This window comes from Pantoea sp. CTOTU49201 (genome assembly GCF_032054795.1).
Lineage (GTDB): Bacteria > Pseudomonadota > Gammaproteobacteria > Enterobacterales > Enterobacteriaceae > Pantoea > Pantoea symbiotica.
Genome location: NZ_DAMBSA010000090.1, coordinates 1 through 13,087, shown reverse-complemented (window position 1 = coordinate 13,087; position 13,087 = coordinate 1). Strand labels below are relative to the sequence as shown.

The following is a 13,087-nucleotide window of genomic DNA, read 5'->3' as shown; positions in this document are numbered from 1 at the left end:
CAAAAACTCAGCATCCTGCGTCGTTTGCGTCCGCGCGATCTGCTGCCGGTGCCACCGGCGGTAGCGGAGTATTCCACCGGATTACGCATGGGCGATACCGCCGAGCAGATGGCGAAAAGTCACGGCATCACCCGTGAACAGCAGGATGCGTTAGCGCTGCGTTCGCACCAGCATGCGGCGCGTGCCTGGCAATCGGGCGTGCTCACTCAGGAAGTGATGCCAGCATTTGTGCCGCCGTGGAAAGCGCCCATTGAGCAGGATAACAACATTCGCTTCAACGCCAGCGCCGCCGATTACGCCAAACTGCGTCCGGCATTTGATCGTCGCCACGGTTCAGTGACCGCCGCCAACAGCACGCCGCTGACCGATGGCGCGGCGGCAGTGATCCTGATGCGCGAAGGGCGAGCACGCGAACTCGGCATTCAGCCGCTCGGCTATCTGCGCAGCTACGCCTTCACGGCGATTGATGTCTGGCAGGACATGCTGCTCGGTCCGGCGTATGCCTCGCCGCTGGCGCTGGATCGCGCTGGCATCACGCTCAACGATCTGACACTGATTGATATGCATGAAGCCTTTGCCGCACAAACCTTAGCGAACCTGAAAATGTTCCGCGATGAACGCTTTGCGCGCGAGGTGTTGAATCGTCCGCATGCGCTGGGCGAAGTGAATGAAGAGCGCTTTAACGTGCTCGGCGGATCGATTGCTTATGGTCATCCGTTTGCCGCTACCGGCGCACGCATGATCACGCAAATGCTGCAGGAATTGCGGCGGCGCGGCGGCGGTTTAGGATTGGTCACCGCCTGCGCGGCGGGCGGCCTGGGCACGGCAATGGTTCTGGAGGCCGAATAATGAGCGAATCCGCCTTTCATTTACATATGCGACTCGACCATGTCGGTGTGATTACCATCGATGTGCCGGGCGAGAAGATGAACACGCTGAAGGCCGAGTTTGTGCCGCAGATCAAAGCGGTGCTGGATGAAGCGCGCAGCCATCAGAATTTAGCCGGATTAGTGTTGATTTCTGGCAAGCCAGACAACTTTGTTGCCGGTGCGGATATCAGCATGATCGCCAGCTGCAAAACGGCTGAAGAAGCTGAAGCGCTGGCAAAGCAGGGACAAGATGTAATGGCGATGATTGCCGCGCTGCCGTTTCCGGTGGTGGCGGCGATTCACGGTGCCTGCCTTGGTGGCGGCCTCGAGCTGGCGCTGGCCTGCGATGCGCGCATCTGTTCGCTGGATGACAAAACGCGCCTCGGTTTGCCGGAAGTACAGCTCGGTTTGCTGCCGGGTTCTGGCGGTACGCAACGTTTGCCGCGCCTGATTGGCTTGCAGCAGGCGCTGCCGCTGATTCTCATTGGTAAACAGCTGCGCGCCAAACAGGCACTCAAACTCGGGATTGTGGATGACGCGGTGCCGCCATCGATTCTGCTGGAAACGGCGATTGCGCGCGTACATAAAGGAAAAGGCGCACGCCGGGAACTTTCGCGCCGCGATCGTTTGCTGCAAGGACCGATTGCGCGTCAGGTGCTGTTTTCACTGGCACAGCGTCAAACCCACAGCAAAACTCAGGGCAACTATCCTGCGGCTGACCGTATTCTTGAAGTGGTGCGCATCGGTCTGGAGCAGGGCAGCAGTGCCGGGCATGAAGCGGAAGCGCGCGCCTTTGGTCAACTGGCGATGACGCCAGAATCGGCCGCGCTGCGTAGCCTGTTTTTCGCCTCAACCGCCTTAAAGAAAGAGTCGATGGCGAGTGTTGAACCGCAAGCGCTGAAGCAGATTGGCGTGCTTGGCGGTGGGCTGATGGGCGGCGGCATCGCCAGCGTTACGGCGCTGAAAGCCGGTTTGCCGGTGCGCATTAAAGACATCAATCTCAATGGCGTGAATCATGCACTGCAATACAGCTGGGACTTGTTGAGCAACAAGGTGAAGCGGCGTCAAATGAAAGCGGCTGAACGTCAGCAGCAGATGGCGCGCATCAGCGGCGGCATCGATTATCAAGGGTTCAGCCAGCGCGATCTGGTGATCGAAGCGGTATTTGAGGATCTGGCGCTCAAGCAGCAGATGGTCAGCGAAATCGAAAGCCATTGCCAGCCGCACACCATATTCGCCTCAAATACCTCGTCGCTGCCGATTGCCGACATTGCCGCCCATGCGCAGCGACCGGAAAATATTATCGGCCTGCATTACTTCAGCCCGGTGGACAAAATGCCGCTGGTGGAGGTGATTCCACATGCCAATACCTCAGCGCAAACGCTGGCGAACACGGTGCAGCTGGCGCGTCAGCAGGGCAAAACAGCGGTAGTGGTAGCTGATCGTCCCGGTTTTTACGTTAACCGCATTCTCGCACCCTATATAAATGAAGCGATGCACTGTTTGCAGGAAGGTGAGCCGATTGAGCATATCGATCGCGCTTTAGTGAAATTCGGTTTTCCGGTTGGGCCGTTGCAACTGCTGGACGAAGTGGGCATTGATGTCGGCAGCAAAATCAGCCCGATTCTCGAGCAGGCTTACGGTGCTCGCTTCTGCGCACCCAACGCCGCGAACGCCATTCTGGCTGACGGCAGAAAAGGGCGTAAGAACCACCAAGGATTCTACCTCTACCAACGTTCGCGCTGGTCGGGCAAGCGCAAAGCCGATACGTCAATCTACACCCTGTTGAACATCAAACCGCAGGCGAAGCAGAGCGAAGCGCAGATTGCCGAGCGTTGCGTATTGATGATGCTGAACGAAGCGGCACGTTGTCTGGATGAAGAGGTGATCCGCAACGCGCGCGATGGCGATATTGCGGCGGTCTTTGGCATCGGTTTCCCGCCGTTCCTCGGCGGTCCGTTCCGCTATATGGATCAACGCGGCATTGGCGTTATCATCAAAGCATTAAGCTCATTAATGCAGCAACACGGCGAACGTTTTGCGCCGAGTGAGGCGCTGATCGCATTGTCAGAACAGCAAACGAATTTTTACACTTCTGCACAATCGTGAATAGGCTCACAGATTCAGCGGGTTAGTCAGAGGGCCGCGCAGCGGCAAGCGCGGCACCAATCTGAGATATGCTTATTTAATAAACAACCGGTTGACTATACTGAAGCCATTGGGGTAAAACACACCGTTCATTCGCAGAATGAAGCGTCTGGTGCTGTGGTACCGGGCGATATCGACAAACAACAGCGGTGCTTTATGCAAGTTTTTATCATGCGTCATGGCGACGCAGCTCTGGAAGCAGCGAGTGATTCAGTTCGACCTCTCACCCTCTGTGGCTGTGATGAATCGAGAGCAATGGCGAGTTGGCTCAACAGCAAAACGCCAGCAATCGATCGGGTATTAGTGAGTCCGTACTTGCGCGCTGAGCAAACGCTGGCAACGGTACGTGAAACGCTGAATTTGCCGGAAGGGCAGGATGTGTTGCCGGAACTGACGCCAGGCGGCGATCCCGCGATGGTAGCCAGCTATTTGCAGGTGCTGGCGCAGAAAGGGGTTAAATCGGCGCTGGTGATTTCGCATCTGCCGCTGGTGGGTTATCTGGTTTCTGAACTCTGCCCGCAGGAAGCGCCGCCGATGTTCGCGACCTCCGCCATAGCCTGTGTGGACTTTGATGCAGATGCCTGCGAAGGCAAGCTGGAGTGGCAGGTCAGCCCGTCAAAATTGGCTAAAGCAATCTAATCTCTATGGGCCGCTAGCAAACGCGGCCCTATCCTTTTCTACCGCAGCCATCACGGCAATTCAGGCGGCTGCCACTCTTCTACTTCTATCAGCACCAGCAGCGCGGCGTCGCCGCCGAACATTTTTGGTGCCTGATGAAACGCCATCACATGCGGATGTTGTGCCAGCCACAGCGGTGTTTGCTGCTTGAGGATGTGTTTACCGTGTCCGGTCATGACGCTGGCGCAGAACAGATGCTCACGACGACAGGCGGCGATCAGTGCGCCGAGCTCCTGCTTGGCCTGCATCTGCGTCAAGCCATGCAGATCGAGAAAAATTTCCGGCGTGTAATCGCCACGACGCAGCTTCTTCTGCTCGTAGTGGCTGACATCAGCGCGCACGTAGCGTACCGGACCTTCACTGGAAAGCAGCGGCTGAAACTCGTCAGAGAAATAATGACTATTATCGGCTTGCTCTGATATCAGGCGTTTCAACGGCAGTTGGCGCGTTTTCACCACCGGTTTGTGCACGATGGTATCCTGTTTAAGCTTGCGCGTTCCGGTCATTAACTGGCGGAACATCTGCTGATCGTCCTGGCTTAGCGGCGTTTTTTTACTCATGGCTCGGTGATAGGTTCAGAAAAAGCTGGTAAACAGCCGGTGGCATACCTTAACCGTTACTGTTAACAAATGTCAGCTTTTTCACCTCGCTGCGCTGAATTCTGCCCGGCTTCGTGGCACACTATCGGCCGATTGATTTTATGGCCTGCGGAGGGCTACGTGGACAAGATATTCGTCGATGAGGCAGTGAATGAACTGCACACCATTCAGGACATGCTGCGCTGGGCTGTCAGCCGTTTTTCGGCGGCAGGCATTTGGTACGGCCACGGCACGGATAATCCCTGGGACGAAGCAGTCCAACTGGTTCTGCCCACGCTGTGGCTGCCGCTGGATATTCCAGTAGATATGCGCAATGCGCGCCTGACCGCCAGCGAGCGTCATCGTATTGTTGAGCGCGTGATTCGCCGCGTCAACGAGCGCATTCCGGTGGCGTATCTCACCAACAAAGCCTGGTTCTGCGGCCACGAATTTTACGTTGATGAGCGCGTATTAGTGCCGCGTTCACCGATTGGTGAACTGATTGAGAACCGTTTTGCCGGTTTGATCAGCGAGTCACCTAATCACATTCTCGATATGTGTACCGGCAGCGGCTGCATCGCTATTGCCTGCGCTTACTCCTTCCCGGAAGCGGAAGTGGATGCGGTGGATATCTCCACCGATGCGCTGGCGGTTGCCGAGCAGAACATCGAAGAGCACGGCCTGCTGAACCACGTCACGCCAATCCGCGCCGATCTGTTCCGCAACTTGCCGCCGGTGAAATACGATCTGATCGTCACCAATCCACCTTACGTGGATGCGGAAGATATGGACGATCTGCCGAACGAATATCGCCACGAGCCGGAACTGGGTTTGGCGGCGGGCAGCGACGGCCTGAAACTGGTGCGCCGTATTCTGGCCTGTGCGCCGGATTACCTCACCGAGCAAGGCGTGCTGATTTGCGAAGTCGGTAACAGCATGGTGCACATGATCGATCAGTATCCAGACGTGCCGTTTACCTGGCTGGAGTTTGATAACGGCGGTGACGGCGTGTTTATGCTGACGCGCGAGCAAATCGTCGCGGCACAGCATCACTTCTCATTCTACAAAGACTAAATAAGAGGGCGAGCGCTCGCCCGCAACATCGCAACAAGGAACCAGCATGGCCGGAAACAGCATCGGACAAGTTTTTCGCGTAACCACTTTTGGCGAGTCGCATGGTATTGCGCTGGGCTGCATCGTTGACGGTGTGCCGCCCGGCATTCCGCTGACGGAAGCCGACATTCAGCACGATCTCGATCGTCGTCGTCCTGGCACGTCGCGCTACACCACACAGCGCCGCGAGCCGGATCAGGTGAAAATTTTGTCCGGCGTGTTTGAGGGGGTGACGACGGGGACTTCAATCGGTCTGCTGATTGAGAACACCGACCAGCGTTCACAGGATTACGGCGCAATCAAAGATCTGTTCCGTCCTGGCCATGCCGATTATACCTACGAGCAGAAATACGGCCTGCGCGACTATCGTGGCGGCGGACGCTCTTCGGCGCGTGAAACCGCGATGCGCGTAGCGGCAGGTGCGATTGCGAAGAAGTATTTGCAGATGAAGCACGGCATCGTGGTGCGCGGCTATCTGGCGCAGATTGGCGATGTGGCTTGCGAGCTGAAAGACTGGAGCATCGTGGAAGAGAACCCGTTCTTCTGCCCGGATGCCTCGAAGCTGGAAGCGCTGGATGAACTGATGCGCGGCCTGAAAAAAGAGGGCGACTCCATCGGTGCCAAAGTCACCGTGCTGGCAGAAAACGTGCCGCCGGGCTTGGGCGAGCCGGTATTTGATCGTCTGGATGCGGATTTGGCGCATGCGCTGATGAGCATCAACGCGGTGAAAGGCGTGGAGATTGGCGACGGTTTCGCGGTGATCAACCAGCGCGGCAGCCAACATCGCGATGAGATTCGTGCCAACGGTTTCCAGAGCAACCACGCGGGCGGCATTTTGGGTGGCATCAGCAGCGGCCAAACCATCAGCGCCAATCTGGCGATGAAACCGACTTCCAGCATCACCGTGCCGGGCAACACCATCACCCGTGACGGCGAAGAAGTTGAGATGATCACTAAAGGTCGTCACGATCCGTGCGTCGGTATTCGCGCGGTGCCAATTGCCGAAGCGATGATGGCGATTGTGTTGATGGATCACCTGCTGCGCCAGCGTGCGCAAAACGGTGACGTCAACAGCAGCGTGCCGCGCTGGTAAGCCCGATGATGCGCCGTCTGCTTATCACCTGTGCCGCGCTGTTATGCAGTGCGGCCGCGGTTGCCGCCACGCCGTGGCAGCAAATTCATCAGCCGATCGCTGGCAGCCCGCAGTCGATTGGCAGTTTCGCCAACGGCTGTATTGTCGGTGCGCAACAGCTGCCGCTCAATTCAGCCAATTATCAGGTGATGCGTCAGGATCAGCGTCGTTATTACGGCCATCCCGATTTGATCGCCTTTATTCAGCGTCTCAGCACTCAGGTTCATCAGCTTCAGCTGGGGCAAGTGCTGATTGGCGATATGGGCATGGCGGCGGGTGGACGTTTTAGCAGCGGCCACGCCAGCCATCAAACCGGTCTGGATGTTGATATCTGGCTGCAACTGCCGAAAACCCGCTGGACGGCGCAGCAATTGCTCAAGCCGCAGCCGCTCGATTTGGTTTCTGCCGATGATAAGCAGGTGATTGCACGTCACTGGCAACCGCAAATTGATAGCCTGATTAAACTGGCAGCTAAAGACGACGAAGTGACGCGTATCTTCGTCAATCCAGCGATTAAACGGCAGCTTTGTGCCGATGCCGGTAGCGATCGCGCGTGGCTAAATAAAGTACGTCCGTGGTTTGCCCATCGCGCGCACATGCATGTGCGTTTGCGTTGCCCGGCGGGCAGTCAGGAGTGTGAAGATCAGGCTCCTCAACCTGCAGGCGATGGCTGTGGCGCTGAGCTGGATAGCTGGTTCCTGCCGAAAAAACCAGGCAGCACGCCGCCGGTGAAGAAAACGCCGCCGCCGTTGCCGCCTTCTTGCCAGGCATTACTTGATAAACATTTGCTATAACCTCGATTCTTCAAGCCGCAGGTGCGTTGGCTGCACTCGTCCACCCCAGTCACTTACTAATGTAAGCTCCTGGGGATGAACGAGCTTGCCGCCTTCCTGCAACTTGAATTATCAAGGTTATTTAGGGTGATGGTTGATGGATCTTTTTGTTGTTAGCCCGCTAGTCGTTGGTGTGCTGTTTTTCGTGGCAATGCTGGCGGCATTTATCGACTCCATTGCCGGTGGCGGTGGCTTGCTCACCGTGCCTTCATTGCTGGCGGCCGGGCTGTCGCCTGCGCAGGCGTTAGCCACGAATAAGCTGCAATCGGTCGGTGGTTCGTTCTCCGCCAGCCTCTATTTCATCCGTCGAGGCGCGGTGAAGCTGAACGAGCAGTGGCTGAATATCGCCATGACCTTTCTCGGCGCGATTGCCGGCACCATTCTGATTCAGCACCTACAAGCGGATGTGCTGCGCCAAATCTTGCCGCTGCTGCTGATCTGTATCGGTTTGTGGTTCCTGCTGATGCCGCGTTTGGGTGAAGCAGATCGCGAACGTCGTCTGCACGGTTTGCCTTATGCGTTGGTGGGCGGTGGCTGTGTCGGCTTCTACGATGGCTTCTTTGGTCCCGGCGCCGGTTCGTTCTATGCGCTGGCCTTCGTTACGCTGTGCGGCTTCAATCTGGCAAAAGCCACCGCCCACGCCAAAATCCTAAATTTCACCTCGAATTTTGGCAGTCTGCTGTTCTTTATGTTCGGCGGCAAAGTGGTGTGGGGCACTGGCGCGATTATGCTGCTCGGCGCCGTTATCGGCGCGCGCCTCGGCGCCAGACTGGTATTGAGCCGCGGTCAGAAACTGATTCGCCCCATGGTGGTGATCGTTTCTGCGGTGATGAGCGCCAAATTGTTATGGGACAGTCATGGCGCAGAATTGATGGCCTGGCTGGCCACGCTGTAATCCAACACTCGTCAAGACCGGCTGCCAATGCGACAATGGCGCCGGTTTTTTTTAAAGATTAAAAATTATGAGTACAACACACCATTACGATCAGCTGATTGCCATCTTTGATGGCTGCTTCGTTGACGATTTTCAGACCCGTCTAATTAAAGGCGGCGACGAACCTATTTATCTTCCAGCGGATGAAACCTCACCGTGGAATCGCGTGGTGTTCGCGCACGGCTACTACGCCAGCGGACTGCATGAAATTTCCCACTGGTGCATTGCCGGTGAAGCGCGCCGCAAGCTGGTGGATTTTGGTTATTGGTATTGTCCGGATGGACGCGATGCGCAAACGCAAAGCCAGTTCGAATCGGTTGAGGTGAAACCGCAGGCGCTGGAGTGGTTGTTCTGCGTGGCGGCGGGCTTTCCCTTCAACGTCAGTTGTGACAATCTCGAAGGCGATTGTGAGCCAGATCGCATTGCGTTTCAGCGCAAGGTTCATGCGCAGGTGATGACGTATCTGGAGCAGGGCATTCCGATGCGACCGGCCCGTTTCATTGATGCGCTGACGAATTATTACGGCACGCCGGCACTGACGGCGGCACAATTCCCCTGGCCGGAAGATCTGTAATCCGCGAAGGTTATAAGAAGAGAGGAAGAGATGATCGTAGAATTTGAAACCCGAATTCTGGCCCTGATTGACGATATGGTCGATCACGCCAGCGATGACGAGTTGTTTGCGGGCGGCTATCTGCGTGGTCATCTGACCCTGGCAGTGGCGGAGATTGAGCTGAGCGGTGAACACACGCCGGAAGCGCTGCAAACCCACGTTACCAACAGCCTGCAAAAAGCCATTGCTGCCGGTGAATTGTCGCCACGCGATCAGGCGCTGGTCACCGGCATGTGGGACAATCTGTTCCTGCAGGCACGCCAAACCGCTTAACGTCTCGGGGCGATCGCTCGCCCCGCAGATTATCGACCCGCTTTTTTGCCCTTCAGCAGCTTTCGTACCCAGTAGCGATTCGGATTCATCGCCGCCAGCGTGGCTGCATCCAGCGGTTGCGGCTCGCCGCTCATCTGCGCTGCCAGCACTTCGGCTGCCAGCGGTGCGCTGCACAAGCCACGCGAACCTAGTGCTCCCAACACAAACAAACCGTTATGTACCGGCGCATCGGACACGTTTGCAGTACGCGCACGCTGTTCCGGCAAGTCGGCATACTGCGCCAGGGTAGCGTCATAATCTGGCACGCTGCCGCTCATTGGCAGATGATCGCGCGTGGCACAGCGTACGCCATTGCGCGCCTGGTTATCTGACACATCAACCTGCAGCGGCCATTGGCTTTCTGGCAAACAGTTGATCAGCCGCTGGCGATTTTCCTGTTGATCGTCGGCGCGGAAATCCGTCGCGGTATCGCCGCGATGATAGCTGGCACCGATGCAATGGGTGGCAAAGTTCGGGCTGACCGGCGTGAGATAGCCGTCGTAGCACAGCACGGTGCGCAGCACGCCTAATGACGGATTGGTCGGCGCGTGGCTCACCTGTCCCGCCACCGCGTAGACCGGCAGCATTTTGCTTTGCTCGAGTTCCAGCAACGCGTGACCATTTGCCAGTACCACTTGGGGATGCTGCACCGGCGGCTGCTGGCTAAAGTGCAACGTCCAGTGATCTTCATCGTGTGTTAACTGCGTGACGCGATGCAGCCAGTGAAGGCGTAATCCCAGTGATTGCGCGTATTCCAGCAAATTGCTGGTTAGCTGAGAAGGCGACAGCCAGCCGCCTTGCGGATAGAAAATCCCACCGACGGCGAGCTCGACGCCCGCCAGCTGTTGCGCTTCTTCTTTATTAACGCCGTACGCGATGTCATGCGGCAGTTCCATGTTGAGCATCTGCGCGATTTTCTCCGCGCTTTTGCTATCCCAGCCCAGCTGCAACACACCGCTCCAGTCATGCTCAAACTCCACTGGCAGCCGATCGTACAGACGTCGGGCAAAACCAAAAGCCGCCGGGAAGAAGGAGGCCAGCGCGGGATCGTGCTGGTTCAGCAGCGGATAGAGCGCGCCCTGACGATTGCCGGATGCGCCCAGCGCGGGCGCATCATCCGCGCAATAGAGCGTCACGCGCCAACCGCGTCGCAACAGTGCCAGCGCCAATACTGCACTGGCGACGCCGCCGCCTATCAGCGCCAAATCTTGGCTGCTGGCCGGCGGGCGCGCATACCACGGCTGGCTGTGCGGCAATTCTGCAGCCTGTTCCATTACGCCGACCAGCATTTCACGCTTGTGACCAAAGCCTTTGCGCTTCTGCATGCTGAAACCGGCGTCCTGCAACCCGCGCCGTACAAACCCCGACGCGGTGAAGGTCGCCAGCGTGCCGCCCGGACGGGCGAGGCGTGCCATCGCGGCGAACAGCTCTGGCGTCCACATCTCCGGATTTTTCGCCGGTGCGAAGCCATCAAGGAACCATGCATCCACCTGACGATTAAGACTGTCATCAAAGGTGTGAATTAGCGCGTTAATATCACCAAGCCAGAGATCCAGCGTGACTTCGCCGCCGTTAAACAGCAGGCGCTGACAGCCCGGCAACGCCTGCGGCCACTGCTGTTGCAGCTGTTCGGCCAACGGCTGCAGCTCTGGCCAATGGGCATGTGCGGCAGCAAGATCGGCGTGCGTCAGCGGAAATTTCTCGCAGCTGATAAAGTGCAGACGCTGCAAAGTGGCGTTGGGTTGCTCATTACGGAAGCGATCGAAGGCTTGCCACAGGGTGAGAAAGTTCAGACCAGTCCCAAAACCGCTCTCGGCGACAATAAATAAATCGCGCGCATGTTCGGCAAAACGGTGTGGAATGTGGTTGCCAGCGAGGAACACATAGCGCGTTTCCTCCAGTCCATTATCGTTGGAGAAATAGACGTCGCCGAACGCTCGGGAAACAGGTGTACCCTGTTCATTCCAGTTTATTTGGGCGTGTTCAACCGGGGTTAATTTCACGGGGAAAGGCTCATATTTCAGGCAGTGGCGCGAGTTTAGCGATAGACGTCACATGACGCAAATTTACAAAAGGAAATGGCTGATCGGACTTGTTCGGCTTACAACTGTACGCTAGAGTGCACGTCATCCAAATATGTGGAACGAGGATTATTGAATGAAACGTGCAGTGATTACTGGCCTGGGTATTGTTTCCAGCATTGGTAATAACCAGCAAGAAGTGCTGGCTTCTCTGCGTGAAGGCCGTTCCGGTATTACTTTCTCTGAAGAGATGAGAGATGCCGGTATGCGCAGCCACGTATGGGGCAACGTCAAACTGGATACCAACGGGCTCATCGATCGCAAAATCGTGCGTTTTATGAGTGATGCCTCTATTTATGCTTACCTTTCCATGGCCGAAGCGATCAAAGATTCTGGCCTGACTGAAGAGCAGTATCAGCAGAATCCACGTGTCGGTTTGATTGCCGGTTCTGGCGGCGGTTCTCCGCGTTATCAGGTGTTTGGTGCTGACGCGATGCGTAGCCCACGCGGCCTGAAAGCGGTCGGTCCTTATGTGGTGACCAAAGCGATGGGTTCAGGCGTTTCTGCTTGCCTGGCAACCCCGTTCAAAATTCACGGCGTGAACTACTCCATCAGTTCAGCCTGTGCCACTTCTGCACACTGCATCGGTAACGCGGTTGAGCAGATTCAGCTGGGCAAACAGGACATCGTATTTGCTGGCGGCGGCGAAGAGCTGAGCTGGGAAATGGCCTGTGAGTTCGATGCGATGGGCGCACTGTCGACCAAATACAACGAAACGCCAGAAAAAGCCTCACGTACTTACGATGCCAACCGTGACGGTTTCGTCATCGCCGGCGGCGGCGGTATGGTGGTGGTTGAAGAGCTGGAACACGCTCTGGCACGTGGTGCACACATCTACGCTGAGATCGTTGGCTACGGCGCAACCTCAGATGGCGCAGATATGGTGGCTCCTTCAGGCGAAGGCGCAGTGCGCTGCATGAAGATGGCGATGCAAGGTCTCGATACCCCAATCGATTACCTCAACACCCACGGCACCTCTACGCCGGTTGGTGATGTGAAAGAGCTGGGTGCGATTCGCGAAGTGTTCGGTGATAACTGCCCATCACTGTCTGCTACCAAAGCCATGACCGGTCACTCACTGGGTGCGGCGGGCGTGCAGGAAGCGATCTACACCTTGCTGATGCTGGAGCACGGTTTCATCGCACCAAGCATCAACGTGGAAGAGCTGGATGAAGCGGGTAAAGGTCTGAACATCGTGACCAAGCCAACTGAAAAAGCGCTGACCACCGTGATGTCGAACAGCTTCGGTTTTGGCGGTACCAACGCCACTCTTACCATGCGTAAATTGCCAGCATAATCCCGTAGGGTCGCCATTCATGGCGACCTAATTATGCCAGCAGTATCTCAAGGGCCAGCTTGTCTGGCCTTTGTTGTTTTTGACAATCCACCTTCAGCTTGCCTACACTCTCACTCCATCCGAAACAAAATTATCACTTCACACTAACGTGAACCAAATATCCCGTTTCTGTTTTGGCAGCAAGCGCGTGTCTGGTTAGTACAAGGAGTTCGACCCATCATGACCACGACTGCTGACGCGCAGACGCAATCCGTTATGCCGCTGGCCTGCACCTCATTTGCGGTGTTCCTCACTTATCTGACCGCTGGCCTCGCGCTGCCGGTGATCCCGCTGTATGTCCATCATGAACTCGGCATGAGTAACCTGATGGTTGGCGTGGCGGTGGGGATTCAGTTCTTTGCCACGTTATTAACGCGCAGCTTTGCCGGACGTCGTGCCGATCAGCACGGTGCGAAACTCACCACCCAGCACGGCATGCTGGCTATCGCGCTGGTGGGTG

The 13,087-nt window shown here is 56.8% G+C and carries 13 protein-coding genes; 11 read left to right on the top strand and 2 right to left on the bottom strand.

The features are described from left to right. The 3 genes from RTY00_RS08915 to sixA all read left to right on the top strand — a co-directional run. A partial coding sequence (locus RTY00_RS08915) for an acetyl-CoA C-acyltransferase (RefSeq protein WP_312664161.1) occupies positions 1–849 on the top strand: 849 nt, incomplete at its 5' end. Continuing rightward, a complete protein-coding gene (gene fadJ / locus RTY00_RS08910; RefSeq protein ID WP_312664160.1) occupies positions 849–2,978 on the top strand; it encodes a fatty acid oxidation complex subunit alpha FadJ in 2,130 nt (709 codons plus the stop codon). The genes RTY00_RS08915 and fadJ, both read left to right, overlap by 1 nt. A 195-nt stretch (positions 2,979–3,173) precedes the next feature. Further along, positions 3,174–3,656 carry a phosphohistidine phosphatase SixA gene (gene sixA / locus RTY00_RS08905; protein ID WP_036647371.1) on the top strand — a complete coding sequence of 161 codons (483 nt, stop codon included), beginning with the start codon at positions 3,174–3,176 and terminating at the stop codon, positions 3,654–3,656. Between the two features lie 50 nt (positions 3,657–3,706). Here the strand turns inward: sixA and smrB are convergent, their stop codons facing one another. Then, positions 3,707–4,255 (bottom strand): endonuclease SmrB, encoded by a 549-nt coding sequence (smrB, locus tag RTY00_RS08900; protein WP_061717868.1) that lies wholly within the window; start codon positions 4,253–4,255, stop codon positions 3,707–3,709. A 159-nt stretch (positions 4,256–4,414) separates the two neighbouring features. On the opposite strand from smrB, the gene prmB reads away from it, so the two are divergent. The 6 genes from prmB to RTY00_RS08870 all read left to right on the top strand — a co-directional run bounded on the left by prmB (position 4,415) and on the right by RTY00_RS08870 (position 9,171). Beyond that, positions 4,415–5,347, top strand: coding sequence for a 50S ribosomal protein L3 N(5)-glutamine methyltransferase (gene prmB / locus RTY00_RS08895; RefSeq protein ID WP_312664159.1), 933 nt, complete (start codon positions 4,415–4,417; stop codon positions 5,345–5,347). 46 nt (positions 5,348–5,393) lie between these two features. Further along, the gene (aroC, locus tag RTY00_RS08890; RefSeq protein ID WP_008101259.1) at positions 5,394–6,479 is read left to right on the top strand and encodes a chorismate synthase; all 1,086 of its coding nucleotides are present in this window, start codon (positions 5,394–5,396) and stop codon (positions 6,477–6,479) included. Between the two features lie 8 nt (positions 6,480–6,487). After that, entirely contained in the window at positions 6,488–7,312 is an 825-nt protein-coding gene (gene mepA, locus RTY00_RS08885; protein WP_312664162.1) for a penicillin-insensitive murein endopeptidase, read from the top strand. Between the two features lie 136 nt (positions 7,313–7,448). Beyond that, a complete protein-coding gene (locus RTY00_RS08880) occupies positions 7,449–8,246 on the top strand; it encodes a sulfite exporter TauE/SafE family protein (RefSeq protein WP_312664158.1) in 798 nt (265 codons plus the stop codon). 67 nt (positions 8,247–8,313) lie between these two features. Next, positions 8,314–8,859, top strand: coding sequence for an elongation factor P hydroxylase (locus tag RTY00_RS08875; RefSeq protein WP_312664157.1), 546 nt, complete (start codon positions 8,314–8,316; stop codon positions 8,857–8,859). A gap of 30 nt (positions 8,860–8,889) precedes the next feature. Next, on the top strand, positions 8,890–9,171 hold the full coding sequence (locus tag RTY00_RS08870) for a YfcL family protein (RefSeq protein ID WP_008101252.1): 282 nt from the start codon (positions 8,890–8,892) through the stop codon (positions 9,169–9,171). 29 nt (positions 9,172–9,200) lie between these two features. On the opposite strand, the gene mnmC is transcribed toward RTY00_RS08870, so the two are convergent. After that, complete coding sequence (gene mnmC, locus RTY00_RS08865) at positions 9,201–11,213, bottom strand: bifunctional tRNA (5-methylaminomethyl-2-thiouridine)(34)-methyltransferase MnmD/FAD-dependent 5-carboxymethylaminomethyl-2-thiouridine(34) oxidoreductase MnmC (RefSeq protein WP_312664156.1); 2,013 nt, start codon at positions 11,211–11,213, stop codon at positions 9,201–9,203. Positions 11,214–11,367: 154 nt separating this feature from the next. On the opposite strand from mnmC, the gene fabB reads away from it, so the two are divergent. Further along, positions 11,368–12,588: a beta-ketoacyl-ACP synthase I gene (fabB, locus tag RTY00_RS08860; RefSeq protein WP_008101249.1), complete on the top strand. Its 1,221-nt coding sequence runs from the start codon at positions 11,368–11,370 to the stop codon at positions 12,586–12,588. A gap of 219 nt (positions 12,589–12,807) precedes the next feature. Further along, positions 12,808–13,087: MFS transporter (locus RTY00_RS08855; RefSeq protein WP_409519128.1), on the top strand; the 280-nt coding region annotated here is incomplete at its 3' end.